Genomic DNA, 17,605 nt, shown 5'->3' on the forward strand with positions numbered 1-17,605 from the left:
GCCGTCAACCGTACGCGAAAGGGGGCCCTGGGCGGAAGCTAGGCGGCCGGTACCTCGACGAGTTGCTTCCCATCGAAGGTCATTACCTCGAAGTGATCGATCTGGTTCGGCTCCAGAGCCGCGCCGCCACGGACGTAGAGGGGGTTCTTGGCCTGCTCCGTCTTGGCGTTCGGGACGCCGTAGCCCCACTCCGGGACGGACCAGGACGTGACCGTCTCACGTTCGCCGTTCTTGCCGACGGCGATGAGCGAGCACTTCTGCGAGCCGGTGACGTTGCTCAGCTCGAGAACGGCGTTCGTGCCCCAGTCCTTCTTCTCCACGGCGACCGTCGCGGTGACCTTCGTCGCCGGGTCCGTCGCCGTGACCTTGTCGGGCATCGACGCGAACGCCGACTGCGCGGGACTCGCGCCCGCCGTGGTGTTGTCGCCGCCGCCCGAGCCGCTCACCGCGAACACGGCCAGCGGGCTGCCGATGATCAGCGCTGCCGCCGCGGCGACCATGTAGAAGCTGCGCCTGCGCTTCTGGGCACGGCGCTCGGCGACCTCGTCGACGAGCTTCTCCACCAGGCGCGGGCTGGGCTTGGCCGAAAGGGACTCCCCGACCGCGGGTGTGCCGGAGCCCGGCAGGTCCGCGAGCGCGGCGAACATCGGCTCCATGCCTGCCAGTTCGTCGAGCTGCTGGGCGCACCACTCGCAGCCGGCGAGGTGCGCCTCGAAAGCGGTTGCCTCGGTGTCGTCGAGGATCCCGAGGGCGTAGGCGCCGACGGTCTCGTGCTCGTTCGGAGCCGGGGTTCCCTGCATGGCCCCAGACATACCCGCACCACCCGTTCCGAATCCCCCGTACACGCTCATCACGCCGTCACCCCCCGCTCCTCCAGCGCCAGCTTCATCGACCGCAGGGCGTAGAACACCCGTGAGCGGACGGTGCCGCTGGGTATGCCCAGTGTCTCGGCGGCCTCATTGACGGTACGCCCTTTGAAGTACGTCTCGACGAGCACCTCCCGGTGGGCCGGGGTCAGGTCGTCGAGCGCGTCCGACAGCGTCATCAGCCACAGCGCCTTGTCGATCTCGTCCTCCGCGGGGATGACCTCCAGCGGCGACGGATCGACCTCCTGCGGCCGGGCCTGCCGGCTGCGGTGGCCGTCGATGACGATGCGTCGGGCGACCGTCACCAGCCAGGGGCGTACCGAACCGGTGGCTCGATTGAGCTGACCGGCGTTCTTCCAGGCACGGATGAGCGTCTCCTGCACCACGTCCTCGGCACGCTGCCGGTCGCCGGCCACCAGCCGGAGGACATATGCGAGGAGAGGTCCGGCGTGCTCGCGATAGAGGGCACGCATCAACTCCTCATCAGGTTCCGAGGACTGGGACATGCGATGTCGGGCCCTCGCTCCACGTTCATTGGCCACGGCCGCATCCTTGCGCACGCCCACCTCCGGTGTCCGGGGCTTCCCCCCAGTCGGTCGCTCGCCGACGGGTACGGATCCGGGGCACGCGGTGTTCAAAACAGGCCGACGGTTTTCTGTCGGGTGACGTGACGAGGGAGGACATGGGCGCACATTCCCCCCGCTCGGCCTTCACATTTCCGACACAGACGTGAGAGCGGACGCGCTGCCCGCACCCGAAGCGAGCCAAACAATGTGTTACGCAAATCACTTCGGCACGGATCACCCACAACCGGCAAATGGGATAGCGAGTTACTGCCCCTGACTTCTCTACGTCCTTGAGAGTGCCGCGCGTCGGCGGTGGCGGGCCACCCGTTCACGGTTCCCGCAGACCTCGCTGGAGCACCAGCGCCTCCGGCGTCCCCGGGACGTGTCCAGGTACACGATCGGGCAGTTGTCGCCCTCGCACTGGCGCAGGGCCGCCAGGGCCACGGGGTCGGTGAGCAGTTCCACGGCGTCCCGGGCGACGGCCGCGAGCAGGGCGGCGCAGTCGGGCGGCCCCGCCAACTCGCGCACGAGGGTGCCGTCTTCGCGGCGTGCGGCGCGGGGTGCGGGAGGTGCCGTACGGGCGATGTCGTTGACGCGGGCGAGCGCGAGGTCGTGGGCCCGCGTCTCCTGACCGAGATAACCGCGCACCAACTCGCCCATGTCCCGTCGCAGTTCCCGGAACCCCGTGAGCCAGGGCGCGTCGGCGTGCGCCAGCGGGCAGCCGGACGGCACCAGCCCCGAGCCGGTGATCCACGCGCGCAGTGGCGGGAGGGAGTCGAGCCGTTCCACGGGGTGGGTGGTGGAGAGGAGATCCAGGCAGATACGCCCGGCGTCGAACCTCAGCTCGTACGGGACCGTGGCCGCAGCCAGTGCCATGTGCGTGTCACCGCCTAGGCTCACCCCGGCCGGCAGCCTCGCCGGGGCATCGTCGGAGGCCGGAAATCCGTTCCCTCCCACAGTGCCCGCCCACCGCCCGGACCGGTAGCCCCCGGGCGGCGAGGGGGCGGCTGCCTACTGCGGGGGGCGAGGCCCGTTGCCGTAGGGTCCTTGGCCGTACGGGCCCTGGCTGTAAGGGCCTTGGCCGTAGGGACCCTGCCCGTACACCCCCTGCCCGTAGGGCCCCTGCCCGTACGGTCCGGCCTGCCATGCCGGACCCGGCCGGTACCGCACCCTCCCGCGCTCCTCCGTCACCGGCACGAACCCGGCGGCCTGGAGCAGTGCGACGGCCCTGGCGTGGCGTCGCCTCAGGGACAGGAACCCGCCGGCGGAGGCGACCAGGAAGCAGACCCACAGCACCCCGATGACAAGGAGGAAGAGCCCGTCCCCCGAGGCCTGCACCGCGCAGTAGGCGCACCCGAAGGTCGCGATGACGCCGACGAGCGCCATGGCTATCTGGTCGCCGGCGCCCGACATGTCGACGTTGATGCGCGCCGTCATCACCTCGAACGCGGCCGGCACGAGCGGCGGCAGCGACACCCCGTCCGCGGCGTTCGGATACCGCGCCCAGTTCTCCGCGGCCCGCGCCCGGGCCTGCGGGCTGGGGTCGGGCGCGAGGACCAGCAGCATCTTGTTGTCGCGTACGCGCTCGGCATGCACGTACTCGTACCCGAACTGCTCAGCGAGGCAGGCGAGTCCGGCGGCCTTCGCCACGGACGACTTGCTGAGGCGCAGCTCCACGCGCTGCCCCTGCCGCACCTGCTCGAGCACCTTCCGAACCCGCCACTTGTTCACCGTGGCGCCCCCCTTTTTCTGTTGTCCAGCTCCTGCTCAGCGGTTCACGGCCTGGATCTCCTGCACCGTGACGTCCTGGGTGGCACCGAAGGTTCCCTCGGGCAGCTCCCCGCCCGGGACGCCGGTACCCGTCCAGTGAATCTTCCAGGTGATGGTGGCTCTCAACCGGTACGAGCCGTCGCCGGACGACCGCAGGTACTTCACCCCGCAGGGCGGCGTCCGGTCGGCCTTCCCCTTGGCGTACGCCTCACCGATGCGGCCACCGACGATCGGGCAGACTCCCGACGCGGGGTAGGTCTCGGCGTCCGCCGTACCGGGGTCGATCCGCAACGAGACCGGCTCGGCGGTGGTCGTCGCGGAAATCCCCAGCACCGGCACGGAAGCCGTCACGGAGACCGGCCTGAACCGCGCCCCGTCCAGCCACGCCCAGGTAGGCAGATTCACCTTCGTCACCCCGGCCGGCGCAAGCGTCACCTCGGTACCGGGGACACGGATCTCGTTGTAGGCGAGTTCGGCGAGGATGCGCGGCGTCACCGCGTTCTCGATGTTCGCGGGCGGAGCAGCGCCCCGGTCGACCCAGAAGATCGGCTCTGTGCACTTGTCCCAACCCGGCGGGAAGTCCCTGTTGACGTACGAGTCCCACCAATAACCCTTGTCCGCCTTGTCCTTGTTGAAGTCCTTGTACGGGTGGCCGTCGACGTACCGGTCGCGCTGCTCGGCGTCCCACTCGTGCCCGGTGGACTCGGCCTCCCAGATCGGCTCCAAGTACTTCTGCAGTTGCTCCGGCGTGTACTTCGGGGCATACCAGCAGGCGGGCGGCGTCCAGGACGAAACCGGGGCGACCGGTCCCGCGGAACGGCCGGTGCCGTTCTTGGAACGGTCGAAGACAACGCCGCCGGCGGTCGCCGAGATCGTGTCACCGTCGGCGCCACCCGAAGCGCTGCCGTCGCTCCCGCCATTGGTACTGCCGCCATGGCCGAAGCCCGCCCATGCCTGTGCCGGGCAGAGCAACAGTGCGGCTGCGGCGGAGACGACGCATGCGCGTCGCAGATTGCTCACGGCTGACATACGGAGCTCCCCCGCTGCGACGCCAGCTTCTCAGTGACCCAGATGCCTTGCTTGTTGACCCGCAGGCGGCTGCTGTAGACGACGTAGTTGTCCTTCGACTGCGAGGTCACCTCCGTCTTTCCGGTCTTCAAGCTCTTGTTGTACGCCTTGTTCTGGTCTTCGCAGTAGACGAGGCTCGCCGTTCCGCCATCGTTGACCTGGACCTTGGCCGCGTAGAACCGCCTGACGCCGGTGATCCGGTCCTTGTAGTCCACGAATTCCTGGATGAACTTCTGGCTTCCCGCCGCCGCCTCGCCCTCCGAGTAGAAGCGATACCCCGCGTCGAGCGGCTTCTGCTCGGCGATCGCCATGTCCACAGCCTTGATGAATTGCTGACTGTCGTAGAGGACGGCGTCCTTGTCCTTGTCCCCTGTCTTGGGCCACTCGAAGGTGTAGGTGAGATCCGACGGCAACTCGATCTGCGGTCGCCCCGCCGCCGTCGCGGACGGAGTCGGGGAGGTCGGCGTTTTCGTGTTCGTGTCCGCGCCTGCGATCTTGTCGTTGGCTTTCGAGCCGCCGCCGTCTCCTCCGCCGCAACCGGTGAGGAGCAGGACGGCCGTCGTGCCGGCGACGGCTGTGGTGAGCAGGCGAGTTGGGCGGCGGATCACAGCAGGCTCCTGGTGAGGCAGGCGGGCAGGGCGAAACAGCCGACACGCTACCGAGCCCCCCACGACCGCACCAGCGCGACGCGGACGGCTCACCGGCCCCGTGGGCGGGGACGGTGAGCCGTGAGGGCGTCAGCCGAAGGTCGGCAGGGATCTGCGGGACGGGACCGCGCGCAGCAGAGTCGCTGCCAGTGGCTCGCCGGTGTGCGCGTCGACGTAGTTGACGCGGACCGCCGGGTCGCCAGGGGTGTCCCGGCCGGCCGTGGCGTCCAGGGCGAAGACCACCGACACCGGCCGCGCGCTCTCCCCCGCGCCGTACACACCCGAGTACAGCAGGATCCGCCAGCCGTCCTCCTCCCAGTGGTCCAGCAGACCCGACCGGACCACCGGGAAGGCGGTCTGCCAGGCGAGGGAGTTCTCCAGCAGTTCCACGCTGGCGGCGACCGGCACCCGGTCCCCCGGCTCGCTGCCGAAGAGCGGATGCCCGAAGACACGCAGCCTCAGCCGGCGCAGCGGCAGCAGCCACCACCGGTCGAGATCGACCGACAGCGCCACCAGGACGGCCGTGGCCAGGGTCACGAACACCACCGCGCCACCGGGCCGTTCGGTGAGCGTGGACCACCAGGAGCCGTGCGCCACCGCCGCCGTCGCACCGCCCACGAGCACCAGCGCGGCGCGCGCGAACGCGCGCCAGGTGATCGGGGTGTCCTCGTTCGCCGTACAGCCGCAGGAGGACTCCGGTGCCAGCGCCCGGCCGTAGCCGAGATAGCCGAGGAACCCCGCCCCGAGGACGGCCGTCGCCGCGCCCGGCACCGGGTTCGCCGGCACGGCCAGCAGCCCTGCCGCGAGCAGGAGTTCCACGGCGCCGGTGCCGCGCAGCACCAGCGCCGCCCGCTCGCTGCTGCGCAGCATCCGGGCCAGCGCCGTCTTCGGTGCCTGGCGCACGGTGTCCCGGTCGAAGAGCTTGACCGAGCCGGTCCACCCCAGCAGGCCCGCGAGGACCAGCGGTACGAGGCCCGTTGTCAGTGAGAGCATCCTTCCCTCCCCTTCTCCTCTTCTCCTCCTCGGATCCGGCCGTCAGTGCCCGACGGAGATGCGGACGACGTCCACCGAGTTGTCGGACGGCCGCCAGGCCCCGAGCACCTGGGCGCTCTGCCCGATGCGCAGCCGGGACAGGTCCGAGGTGAGCGCACGGCCCGCGTACGAGGCGTTCGTCGTGTCCTGGTGGACGTGGCCGACGATCTCGTGCTGCCCGTGGGAGAGGTGCACCCGGTTCTTCGCGATGCCGCGGATCGTGGTGTCGAGGTTCACGATGTTCACCCACACCGCGTCGGCCGCGACGGTGCCGTCCGGCATCGGAACGCCCCGCGCGTACAGGCCGTCCCCGATCTCGATGTCGGCGGCGGTGGTCGGCCGGACCTTCCAGACGCTGGTGACGTTGGTCATCTGGACCCGGGAGTGGTCTCCGTAGGATCCCGCGACCTCCAGGACACTGCCGGTGATGCCGGTGATCCGGCCCTCCACGAAGGCCGACTTGGGGATCGCCGGGTCGAGCGAAGGTTCGGCGGCGAAGGCCGCGTCGGCGTCGAAGCCGCCGAGGGCGGACGCGCCGACGATGGTGGCGCCGCTCAGCGCGGCCGCGGTGAGGAAGCGCCGGCGGCCCAGGCCGCCGCCGTCGCCGTTCTGACGGTATGTCATGACGAACTCCCCCTCACTCGTAGATGTAGACCGGCAGCTTGCCGGAGCTGAGGTTGCCGATCGCCGAGAAGGCGGCCGGGGTCAGGTCCAGGACGCGGTTGGTGCGGCAGGCGCCGTTGCAGCAGGTGGCCTCGCCGCACCAGTCCTTGGTGCGCGGTCCGCAGTCGGTGATCGTGATGCAGACGGTGGCGCCGGAGCACTGGTGCCTGATGTTCATCACCGCACCGCAGCCGCGTCTGGGGATGTTCTCGCCGCACAGGTCGGGCCGGGTGATGTCCCAGCATGCCTGTGACGCGTTGGGCCAGGCGCCGTGATTCGCGCTGGACCGGCAGTTGCCGCAGGCGCCGCCGCCCGCGCTGCCGCACGGACCCCAGGAGGATCCGCAACAGAACCAGCTCGTTTCACCGGCCCATAGGCTGGTCGATCCGCAAGCCATCGTGCCGTCTCCCTCTGTCGCTGAATGACGCGTATGGATGGGCGCGCATGCACCCGTCAATTTGACGCGTGCATGACAATTTCAGTGCCAGGGTCGTGCGTGCAGAACACCCCCATGATGCGCCCGTCTACGCGCGTTGGCCAGAAGGGCGGCGGATGTTGGGCCCTTCGATTTCGGCACCCCGGAGAGATGCCCGATCCTCACTTTTCAGCCATAGATCACGACAGTTCCGCCTCTACGGCCCCAAAGGATCTTCACGGCCTTGACGTGCCCATGCTATGAATTCCTGCTCCCTCGGCCCACGAGGGACCAAGGCAAAGGAGCAACATGCTTCGCAGACCCTCACGCGTGAGGTGGGGTTCCAGACCGGGCCGCATAGCGGTGCTGCTCGCGTTGGCCATGGCCGCAGAAGCGGGAACCGTGGCGCTGACCTCTGGCCAGGCCTTCGCCGTCCCGACGCGGTCGGCGGTGGCGAGCATCGCGCCACAGGTTCCAAGCAGCTGGGGGCTGAGCCCCAGCTCCGTCAACGCGTACAGCGGAGGCCGCTTCACCACCCGGGGCACACCCACGCTGTGGGCCAACGGGGTCGTCGGTGACGGGGGCACGTACAAGGCGCAGTTCGAGCTGACGGCCGATCCTGCCTTCGCCGACACGACTTACTCCTATACAGGCACGTCGGCGAGCACCGCCTCCGGTGTGAACGCACTGCTCTCCGTGCCCTCGGCCAACGCCCTGCCGGATGCGAAGCATCTGCGGCTCCGCGCGCGTTCCTACGACGGCACCACCTACAGCGGCTGGACCGCGTACACCGTCTTCGCTGTCGACACGACTGCGCCCGCCGCCCCCGGCATCAGCTGTGCCGGATACAAGGAGGGCGACTGGAACGCACCGCTGTCGAACGGGGCCACCTGCACGTTCACCACCACGGCTACGGACGGCCAGGGCTACGTCTGGGGCCTGGACGACCCCAACACCCCGCAACGGCTGGACGACCAGACCAACGGCACCGGCGGTGCCGCCAAGTCCGTCACCGTGACCGCCGACCTCGGCTGGCACACCCTTTACGCACGGACCGTCGACAAGGCCGGCAACCATTCGGCGAAGGCCACCGCCTACAGCTTCGGCATCGGCAGCGACGGCGTCGCCCTGACGTCACCCATGGACGGACAGCGCACCGCGCGCCGCGTCTCGCTCTCGGCGATCGGCAAGTCCGCATACACCAACGCCGTCTACGAGTACCGGCGCGGTGAGACCGACACGTGGAAGACGATCCCGGCGTCCGACGTCACCGTCTCCTCCAGCGGTGCCGCCGTCACCTGGCCCGTTCCGGTCACGAACGGCAAGCCGGCCACGCTGACCTGGAAGACCACCAGCACCCTGAGCGAGGACGGACCGATAGAGGTCCGTGCCAAGTTCAGCAACAGCACCGGGAGCGGCTACAGCCAGACCGTCCCCGTCACGGTGGACCGTGTCGCCGGCGACGCTCCCAAGGAGGATGTCGGCCCCGGCACTGTGAACCTGCTCACCGGTGACTACTTCCTTTCCGCCGGTGACCTCTCAGTGTTCGGCCTGAGCGTTTCCCGGACCTCGTCGTCCCGCCGCCCGGACGCGGGTGCCCAGCAGGAGGGGCAGGCCCCGATCTTCGGCCCCGAGTGGGTGTCCGGTGTCGTTGCCGAGAAGAGCGGCTCGACCTGGAAATACCTCCAGCGGACGTCGAGCACCTCCGTCGCGGTCGTGGACGCCGACGGCAACGCGACCGGGTTCGCCGCGACCTCGGGCGGTGGTTGGTCGCCGGAGACGGGATCGGGTTCACTCACCTTGACAGGCTCGCTGACCGGCTCGTTCACGCTGTCGGAGACCAGCGGCACCGTCACGACTTTCGCGAAGGCGGACGGTTCCTCCTCCGTCTGGAACGTCACCACGGCCTCCCTGCCGACCGACAACTCCACGACGACGACCGTCTCGGAGACGGTGACCAGCGGTGGCACGACCCTGGCCCGCCCCAAGTACCTGATCGCGCCGACCGGCGCGGTGTCCGCCGCCACCTGCAGGACAACGCCGTCCGCACAGGGCTGCCGAGTCCTGGAGTTCGTCTACGCGACGTCCACCACGGCCACGTCCTCGGCGCTCGGCGACTACGCCGGCCGCGTCTCGCAGATCAAGCTGTGGGCCACCGCTCCCGGTGAGACCGCGTCCAAGGCCACCACCGTCGAGAAGTACCTCTACGACAACTCGGGGCGGCTGCGCGAGGCATGGGACGCGCGGCTGAGCACCCCGCTGAAGACCGCGTACGGCTACGACAGCGCGGGGCGCGTCACCACGCTCACCCCGCCCGGAGAGCTGCCGTGGACCTTCGAGTACGGCAAGGCCGGCAACAGTGCCACGGCCGGCACCGGCATGCTCCTGTCCGTGTCCCGCCCGACCCTGGCGCCGGGCACCAAGTCGACGGTGAACGGAAACGCGAAGATCGACTTCGTGTACGACGTACCGCTCAGCGGCAGCGCCGCGCCCTATGCGATGGCGTCCGGCGACACCGAAACCTGGGGGCAGTCCCAGGGCCCGGCGGACGCCACGGCCATCTTCCCCGCCGACCAGGTGCCCTCGTCCCACGACGGTGGATCCCTGACCTCCGGCAACTACAAGCGCGCGACCATCGTCTACATGGACGAGTCCGGACGTGAGGTCGACACGACCGAGCCCGGCGGGCACATCAGCACCACCCAGTACGACCGCTTCGGCAACGTCGTTCGCAAGCTCACCCCGGCCAACCGTTCCCTCTCGCTCGGCCTGACCCCGGCCGACGAGAAGCAACTCTCCGAGCTGGGCATCAGCGGGCTGAGCAGCGCGCAGCGCGCCGAACTGCTCTCGTCCTACAACTACTACAGCAACAACGGTCTCCGTCTGCTGGAGGAGTTCGGTCCGCTGCACCGTGTGGAGCTGACGAAGGACTTCAAGAACGGCAACAAGGTCCTCCTCCCGGCAGGTACCACCGTGTCGGCCCGCTCCTGGAAGGTCAATGAGTACGACCAGGGACGCCCCACCGACGGTTCCGCCAAGGTCAGGGACCAGCTCACCATCGTCACCTCCGGCCTGCGCGTCGACGGCTACGACTCGATCCTGGCCGACAAGCGGGTCACCGTCACCCAGTACGACTGGGTCAAGGGCCTGCCCACCCTCGTGACCGAGGACGCCGGCGGGCTGGGGCTGAACACCAACAAGGGCTACGACTCCAGTGGCCGGGTCACCGGTGTCATCCTGCCGGGCGGCAACGGCGAGGACGCGTCCAGCAAGGTCTACTCGTACTGGAAGGCGACCGGCACGGGATTCTGCCAGGGCCACCCCGAGTGGGAGGGGCTGTTGTGCTGGATGGGTCCGGCCGGTGACATCACCGGGGGCGGGAGCAACCCGAAGACCTCGGTCGACTCCACCATCACGTACGACCTGTTCGGCCAGGTGCTGAAGATGGTCGACACCTCCGGCAACAGCTACCGGACCGCGACTCGCACCTACGACGCGGCGGGCCGCCTGGCCACCTCCCAGGTCACCGGCAACCTCGGCCAGTCCGTGCCCGCGATCACCAATACCTACGACCCCGACACGGGCCAACTGGTGAAGACCACGTCGTCCGACGGCGGGACCATCACCCACGACTACGACAAGCTCGGCCGTCTCATCTCCTACACCGACGCCGACGGTGGCACGACCACCACGCAGTACGACGACCTGAACCGACCGGTGAAGAGCACGGACACCGCGCCGTCCACCACCACCTTCACCTACGACACCTCCGTGGACCCGCGCGGCCTGGTGACGAAGCTGACCGACTCCGTGGCGGGCTCCTTCACGGCGGCCTACGACGCGGACGGCGCGCTCACCAGCGAGAAGCTGCCCGGTGGCTACACGCTCGACCAGGCCGGCGACCCGACCGGCGCGCTCACCAAGCGCACCTACACACGGGACAGCGACAGCACTTCCGTGTTCGCCGAGTCCGTCGTCCGCTCCGTCCATGACCAGGTCACCAGCCGGACCTCCAACACCGCGGGCACGCAGCACTACGCCTACGACGGTGCGGGCCGACTGAACACGGTCAACGACACCGGCAACAACGGGGTGTGCACCACGCGCACCTACACGATGGACAAGCGGGCCAACCGTGTCGCCCGGGCCACCGCCTCCGCTGCCGCGTACGCCGCCTGCCCGTCCACCGGGTCGGGCACCACGCACGCCTATGACAGCGGGGACCGGTTGGTCGACTCCGGTTACGTCTATGACGACTTCGGCCGCACCACCAGCCTGCCCGGATCCACGATCGACTACTACTCGACGGACCTGGTCCGCCAGCAGACGACCGGCAACAAGCGCCAGACCTGGACCCTGGACTCCGCCTACCGGTTCCGTTCCTGGACCGAGCAGTCGCAGTCCTCGGGCACCTGGTCGACCACCGCCACCAAGGTGAACCACTACGCAAGCGAGGGCGACTCGCCCAAGTGGACCGTCGAGGGCTCCAACGGCGATCTCACCCGCAACGTCCTGGGGATCGTCGTCGGACTGGCGGCGATCACCGGCAAGTCGGGTGACGTGAAGCTCCAGTTCACCACCATCCACGGTGACGTCGCCATGGTGCAACCGCTGACGGCCGGTGCCACGGCGACCGTCCTCAATACGGACGAGTACGGCAACGTCACCTCCGGTTCGGTGGGTCGATACGGCTGGCTGGGCGGCTACCAACGCTCGGCGGACACTCCCTCCGGGCTGCTCCTCATGGGCGTCCGCCTCTACAACACCCAGACCGGCCGCTTCCTGTCCACCGACCCGATCTTCCAAGGCAGCGCCAACCCCTACGAATACTGCTCGGGCGACCCGGTCAACTGCCTGGACCTGGACGGACGCAGCAAGCACAACTACAACGGCCACAAGTGGCACTGGTGGGGTCTTGAGATCGACATGACGCGCAAGCGGACCGTGAGCGTCATCGACCAGCTCTGGAGCAACGCGTCCAAGGCCACGCTCCTCGCCGTGCTGTTCGGAGTCATACCCGGCAGCAACATCGGCGCGGTCGTGTTCAGCGCCATCGCCGGCCTCTACAGCTGGATCGCCTCGAAGCTCCAGCACATGCTGAACATCCAGTCGCACGGCGTCATCCTGGACATATACCTCGGCTACCCGCGCGTGAGACACGAATGAGAGACGGCGTACCCCCGCTCCAGGGCGGGGGTACGTCCGCTCCTGCACCTACGGGAGATGGCAGAACAATGGGAACGTTCGATTCGGCTGTGGTCATCGTGGTCGGCCTGTTCGTGGCCGCGGCCGGGGTACTCGCCGCCGTGACGGGCCGGGCTCCCGGATGGCTCGAGGGCACAGTGACCCGCCCGCGCGTGTGGGGTGCCGGTATCGCGCTGCTGGGCCTGTTCGCCGTGTCCGTGAGCCGCCCGCTCCTGTCATGGGCACCGGCAGGCGCGGCCGTCGGCGAGGCGACCCGGGCCGGCTTGATCCTGACCGGTCTGGCGCTTCTGTGGCGGGGACGGAGCTGAGCACGGCTGGATGGCAGTGGGCGCCGCCAGCGAACCGCCACCGGGGCCGGTCTCTCACCGAGAGACCGGCCCCGGCTTGTCTATCCGCGGTGTGCGGCGGCCCGTCCCTTGACCGGCTTGCGGGACGAACCGTCCGGCCAGAGCTGCGGCTTGCGCTTGGCTGCCACGTCCTCCAGCCAGCCGAACCAGACGACGCAGCCGCCGATGAGCAGCCAGCTGACGCCGAGGAGGGGCCAAGAGCTGCGCAGGAGCCAGGCGAAGTGCTCCTCCAGCACGCCGATGTCCCACAGCCTGTCCCACATGGCGGAGGCGGCGAGGATGCAGACGTTGTGCCACAGGTAGATGGTCACCGCGCGGGAGTTGAGCAGTGTGATCAGCCGGTCGAAGGGGCGCAGCCGGCGGGGCCACTGCGACCAGGACGGGCTGATGTGCAGGAGCAGCAGCACCGCCGCGAAGGACCACAGGCACTGGGCGAACGCGATGTCGTCCATGTCGTGCCCCTCCCTGAAACCGTGCGACAACGCGTACCAGAGCCCCAGGCACGCGATCGCCGGAACCACGGACGGGACGATGTAGCGGGGGAGGCGCTGCAGCACGCCTTGCTGGTAGGCCATGCCCAGGATCCAGCAGGCGCCGAAGGTGCTGAAGTCGGTGAGTGCGGTCGTCAGGCGTTCGCCGGGCAGGTTGAGGTGGCCGAACTCGAACGCCGCCGCCATGGCGATGGGCGAGGCGATGGTCACCCACGGCAGCGCGCGCAGAGCCTTGAGGAGGAGCGGGGACAGCAGGACGAACCAGAGGTAGGCGCGGATGTACCACAGGGGGATGCCGATCGCCGAAGCCCAGTCGTCCCCGAGGAGCCCGTGCAGACCGTCGGCGTACGGCGGATCGCTCAGCGGAACGATCCAGTACGTGAGGTGGAACCACCACCAGCCGGGGTGCCCGTCGCTGTCCGGACCCCAGCCCTGCAGCACCATGCCGCCCACACCGATCGCGCCGAGCAGCCACAGCGGCGGCAGCAGACGGCGCATCCGGCCGCGTATGACCTGGACGGGCGGACGCTTGAGGGAGCGGGCCATGAGGTTGCCCGCCAGGGCGAACATCACTCCCATGGACGGGAAGACCACCGGCAGCCAGGCCCAGCCCATCAGGTGGTAGAGGACGACGCGGAAGAGTGCGACCGCGCGGAGGAAGTCGAAGTAGCGGTCGCGGGCGGGGCCGCCGGGGGCCTGCTCCGCCGGTGCCGGCCGGGCGGGGTCGTCCGTCGCGTGCGGCAGGGTGCGTGCGGTCACGTGCGGGGCTTCCCCGGTCGTCGGCGTCGGAACGGACGACGTCGGCCAGGGCGTCGGAGGGGGCGTCGGCCGCGGAGGCGTCGCCTGGTACTCGAACGGCGGATTCGCCATCAGGCCGTCCTCCCGCCCATGGCGGGCTCCTGCTGGGCGGCCCCGTTCGGCGGTGTGGACACTCCGCCGGTGCGCCGCAGCTTCTGCCAGCGCAGCCGGCCGCCGGTGAGCGCCGTCATCCAGGACCGGAGCAGGACGATGTACATCAGCTGCCGGTAGAGGATCTGCTGGAGCGGCAGTGAGACGAGGTGGGTCATCCGCTCGCGGTCCAGCCGGAAGGCGTACGCCGCGCAGACCACCTGCACCGCCAGTACGCCGAGCCAGGCACCGACGGTCTTCTCCGTGGGGCCGAACACCAGCCCGTACAGCAGGAACACGTCGATCAACGGGGCCAGCAGCGGCGCCACCACCATGAACAGGGAGACCAACGGCAGGCCGACACGGCCGAAGCGCCCCGAGGGACCCCGCTCGATGATGGCCCGGCGGTGCTTCCAGATCGCCTGCATGGTGCCGTACGACCAGCGGTAGCGCTGGGACCACAGCTGCTGCACGGACTCCGGGGCCTCGGTCCAGGCGCGGGCGTTCTCCGCGTACACCACCCGCCAGCCGTCTCGGTGCAGTGCCATGGTGACGTCGGTGTCCTCGGCGAGCGTGTCCTCGCTCATGCCGCCCACCCGCTCCAGCGCGCTGCGCCGGAAGGCGCCGACGGCTCCGGGGATCGTCGGCATGCAGCGGAGCATGTCGTACATCCGGCGGTCGAGGTTGAACCCCATCACGTACTCGATGTGCTGCCAGGCACCGATGAGCAGGTCCTTGTTGCCCACCTTGGCGTTGCCGGCGACCGCGCCGACCCTCGGGTCGGCGAAGGGCTGCACCAGCTCACGGACCGTGGACGGCTCGAAGACCGTGTCTCCGTCCATCATCACGACGATGTCGTGACGGGCGTTCGCCAGCCCGCGGTTGAGCGCGGCCGGCTTGCCCGCGTTGAGCTGCCGGATCACCCGCACGCCCGGCAGGTTCAAGTTCTCGACGATGCGGGCCGTACCGTCGCTGGAGCCGTCGTCGATGACGAGCACCTCGATCGGGTGATCACTGGCGACGAGCGAACGCACCGTGTTCTCGATGCACTTGGCCTCGTTGTACGCCGGGACGAGGACCGACACCGGCTGCGTGATCGGCGCGTCGGGGCCCCAGCGGAAGTTCTTGCGGCGCACCCGGCGGGCGTGCGCGCCGGAGAGCAGGAACATCAGGCCGAAGCGGGCGAGCACGAGAGAGCCGATGACGGCGAGGCCGACGATCAGCACGCTGGTGAGCTTGTCCGAGGCCTTGACCAGGAAGATCCAGGCCCGGCCCTTCCACAGCTCGACGCCGGTGACGGGGGTGTGCGCGCTCGGCGCCCCGAGGGCCTCGGTGAGGTTCTGGAACTTGTAGCCCTTGGCCTGGAGTTCGGGCAGGAACCGGTCGAGCGCTTCGAGGGTCTGTTCCCGGTGGGCACCACCCGAGTCGTGCATCAGGACGATCGCGCCGTCGCCGTTCTTCGGGGTGGCGTTGCGGATGATCTGGTCGACGCCCGGCCTCTTCCAGTCCTCGCTGTCGGTGTTGTTGAGGACCGTGAGGTAGCCGCGGGAGCCGATGTACTCGACGACCGGCCAGGACCTGTTGTCCAACGCGTCCGGGAAGGACGAGTACGGCGGCCGGAACAGCGACGTACGGACACCGGCGGCGCCCTCCAGGGCCAGCTGGTTCTGGGACAGCTGCCAGTCGATTCCGCGCTGCGACTTGTAGGTCAGGTCGGGGTGGTTGAAGGTGTGCAGTCCGATCTCGTGACCCTCGCGCACGATGCGCTTGATCAGGTCCGGGTGCTGCGAGGCCATGGTTCCGGTGATGAAGAACGCCGCGTGCGCGTCGTGCTTCTTGAGCACGTCGAGCACCTTGGGGGTCCAGACGGGGTCGGGCCCGTCGTCGAAGGTGAGGACGAGCCGGTGCTTGGGCAGGCTCAGGCTGGTGGCCTTGCCGCTTCGGGTGTCGATGATCGGGCCGCCCGTGGAGATCTCCTTGGGCACCTTGTCGAAGGCTCCCACGGATCTGATGCGGTAGTCGGCGAGGATCTCGCTGCGCACATAGCCGCGCAGCATCAGCATGGCGGTCATGGCGATCAGCAGCATGACGGGCAGCACCCAGCGCATGGGCAGCCGGTAGCGCCGCGCGTTGACACGGGCCGGGGCACGACGGGAGCGGCCGTCGGCCCTGCCTGAGCGGCGACGGTTGGAGCTGGAGGCCATCAGAGGACGTTCTCCGGGGACTTGTGGGATGGGGCGCCGGGCCGACCCGCGGCCCGGCCGTGGGAGGCGGCCGGAGTCGTGGTGGCGGATTTCGCGGCGTTGTTGTTGGTGGTGACGCCGGGGTCACCGGGCTTGCCGGGGCCGGCCGGCTCGGTGCTCTGCCCGGGGTCGCTGGGCTGTGGGGGCGACGGCGGGTCGGGGTCCGGGGACGAGACAGTGCCCCCCGGGGCGGCCGGCGCGGTGCTGCGGTCCGGGGCGGCCTTCTTCGTGGCGGACACGGACGGCTGGGGCTGAGCGGGGGCGGCAGGCGTGCTGCCGGGCTGGGCCGGCACGCCCGGTACGGCGGTGGCACCCACGGACGGAGTCACCGCCGCCGCGCCGGGGGCGCCGGGGACGGACGTGGCTCCGGTCGGGCTGTCGGCGGGCGCGGACGGGTCGGCGGACTCCGAAGGCTGCGGGGACTCCTTGACCTTGCTCGCCGGGTGGTCGTCGGCGCCCGGATCCGGGAGCGGCACCCAGGGCGCGGCGGCGTTGCCGGACAGCAGAGTGACGACGATGACGACCGCGTACACCGCGCAGGCGAGACCGACGGCCAGGCCGAGGCGGCGGAAGCGGCGGCTGCGCCGGCCGGACTCGTCGACGAAGACGGGCCGGTCGGCGTCCTTGCCGCCCTCGGTGCCGCCCGTGGCGGCGAATGTGCCGCCCGGCCGCAGGCTCACCGCGTCGAGCTGCACGGTGACCTCGTGCGGGTCGTGGGTCTCCCACGGGTCCTCGACCTTGACGCCAAGGGGGCCGGTGCCCGTGGGGCCGGTACCGGCGAAACCAGTGCCGGCGGTGCCGGACGGCTGCGCGCCCGCGCCGGCCCGGCCCCCGGATTCGGCGGCGTTCGGCGTTCCGGGCAGTACCTGGGTCTCCGCGGCCGCGTGTCCGGGGAGCATGCGCGTCTCGGCGGCGGCCGCGGGGTCGGCCGTCGTCCAGGAGTCCGCCTTCGGCCCAGGGCCGGGCAGTAGCTGTGTCTCCGCCGCGGCGGCCGGCTCGGCGGGGCGGCCCTTGTCGAACCAGGAGACCGCCCCCGCACCCGGGGCCTGGCCCTCACCGGCTCCTCGCGGGTCTCCTTGCACACCACCACCAGCACCGCCAGAACCGGCAGGACCGGCAGGACTGGCAGGACCGGCCGTCGGCCAGGCGGCATCCGGCCACATGCCCTGGTCACCGAGTTCCGGCGCCACTCCCGAGAGGTGGCCTGATTCCGATTCCGAGCCGAGGGTGTCGCCGGATATGAACGACTCACTCGGGTCCGCGGCCCCGCCCGTCTCCCGGCCGCCCCCGGACGAGAATCCGGAGCCGTTCGGTTGGGCGTGATCTGGCCATTTGTCGACGCGCACGTACTTCCCCCCCAGGGGCATGACTTCCAGAATCCGGGCCTACGCACTGTCGTCGGAC

At 69.8% G+C, this 17,605-nt stretch carries 14 protein-coding genes; 2 read left to right on the plus strand and 12 right to left on the minus strand.

Going from position 1 to position 17,605, the window contains the following annotated elements:
• Positions 1–38: 38 nt before the first annotated feature.
• From ACIOWN_RS12640 to ACIOWN_RS12680, 9 genes are all read right to left on the minus strand, one after another.
• On the minus strand, positions 39–851 hold the full coding sequence (locus ACIOWN_RS12640) for a zf-HC2 domain-containing protein (protein WP_401982037.1): 813 nt from the start codon (positions 849–851) through the stop codon (positions 39–41).
• Entirely contained in the window at positions 851–1,372 is a 522-nt protein-coding gene (locus ACIOWN_RS12645; RefSeq protein WP_019056398.1) for a sigma-70 family RNA polymerase sigma factor, read from the minus strand. Before ACIOWN_RS12645 ends, ACIOWN_RS12640 begins: the two co-directional genes overlap by 1 nt.
• Positions 1,373–1,714: 342 nt before the next feature.
• On the minus strand, positions 1,715–2,308 hold the full coding sequence (locus ACIOWN_RS12650) for an ABATE domain-containing protein (protein ID WP_362348192.1): 594 nt from the start codon (positions 2,306–2,308) through the stop codon (positions 1,715–1,717).
• Positions 2,309–2,443: 135 nt separating this feature from the next.
• Positions 2,444–3,163 carry a hypothetical protein gene (locus tag ACIOWN_RS12655; RefSeq protein WP_401982040.1) on the minus strand — a complete coding sequence of 240 codons (720 nt, stop codon included), beginning with the start codon at positions 3,161–3,163 and terminating at the stop codon, positions 2,444–2,446.
• Between the two features lie 36 nt (positions 3,164–3,199).
• Complete coding sequence (locus tag ACIOWN_RS12660; RefSeq protein WP_401982043.1) at positions 3,200–4,231, minus strand: hypothetical protein; 1,032 nt, start codon at positions 4,229–4,231, stop codon at positions 3,200–3,202.
• The gene (locus tag ACIOWN_RS12665) at positions 4,219–4,878 is read right to left on the minus strand and encodes a hypothetical protein (RefSeq protein WP_401982045.1); all 660 of its coding nucleotides are present in this window, start codon (positions 4,876–4,878) and stop codon (positions 4,219–4,221) included. Before ACIOWN_RS12665 ends, ACIOWN_RS12660 begins: the two co-directional genes overlap by 13 nt.
• Before the next feature lie 129 nt (positions 4,879–5,007).
• Positions 5,008–5,910, minus strand: coding sequence for a MauE/DoxX family redox-associated membrane protein (locus ACIOWN_RS12670; protein WP_362348197.1), 903 nt, complete (start codon positions 5,908–5,910; stop codon positions 5,008–5,010).
• 42 nt (positions 5,911–5,952) lie between these two features.
• The gene (locus ACIOWN_RS12675) at positions 5,953–6,573 is read right to left on the minus strand and encodes a cell wall protein (protein WP_362348198.1); all 621 of its coding nucleotides are present in this window, start codon (positions 6,571–6,573) and stop codon (positions 5,953–5,955) included.
• A gap of 13 nt (positions 6,574–6,586) precedes the next feature.
• Positions 6,587–6,790, minus strand: coding sequence for an RlpA-like double-psi beta-barrel domain-containing protein (locus ACIOWN_RS12680; protein ID WP_324838204.1), 204 nt, complete (start codon positions 6,788–6,790; stop codon positions 6,587–6,589).
• Between the two features lie 639 nt (positions 6,791–7,429).
• On the opposite strand from ACIOWN_RS12680, the gene ACIOWN_RS12685 reads away from it, so the two are divergent.
• Complete coding sequence (locus tag ACIOWN_RS12685) at positions 7,430–12,193, plus strand: RHS repeat-associated core domain-containing protein (RefSeq protein WP_401982047.1); 4,764 nt, start codon at positions 7,430–7,432, stop codon at positions 12,191–12,193.
• 68 nt (positions 12,194–12,261) lie between these two features.
• Entirely contained in the window at positions 12,262–12,540 is a 279-nt protein-coding gene (locus ACIOWN_RS12690) for a hypothetical protein (protein ID WP_401982049.1), read from the plus strand.
• Between the two features lie 80 nt (positions 12,541–12,620).
• Here ACIOWN_RS12690 and ACIOWN_RS12695 read toward each other — a convergent pair whose 3' ends face one another.
• The 3 genes from ACIOWN_RS12695 to ACIOWN_RS12705 all read right to left on the minus strand — a co-directional run bounded on the left by ACIOWN_RS12695 (position 12,621) and on the right by ACIOWN_RS12705 (position 17,283).
• A complete protein-coding gene (locus ACIOWN_RS12695; protein ID WP_401982051.1) occupies positions 12,621–13,829 on the minus strand; it encodes an acyltransferase family protein in 1,209 nt (402 codons plus the stop codon).
• Between the two features lie 110 nt (positions 13,830–13,939).
• Complete coding sequence (locus ACIOWN_RS12700) at positions 13,940–16,162, minus strand: bifunctional polysaccharide deacetylase/glycosyltransferase family 2 protein (RefSeq protein WP_362348206.1); 2,223 nt, start codon at positions 16,160–16,162, stop codon at positions 13,940–13,942.
• Positions 16,162–17,283 carry a hypothetical protein gene (locus ACIOWN_RS12705; RefSeq protein ID WP_401982053.1) on the minus strand — a complete coding sequence of 374 codons (1,122 nt, stop codon included), beginning with the start codon at positions 17,281–17,283 and terminating at the stop codon, positions 16,162–16,164. The genes ACIOWN_RS12700 and ACIOWN_RS12705 overlap by 1 nt, the downstream gene beginning before the upstream one ends.
• Positions 17,284–17,605 lie beyond the last annotated feature (322 nt).

The organism is Streptomyces sp. NPDC087787, assembly GCF_044743035.1.
Taxonomy (GTDB): Bacteria; Actinomycetota; Actinomycetes; order Streptomycetales; family Streptomycetaceae; genus Streptomyces.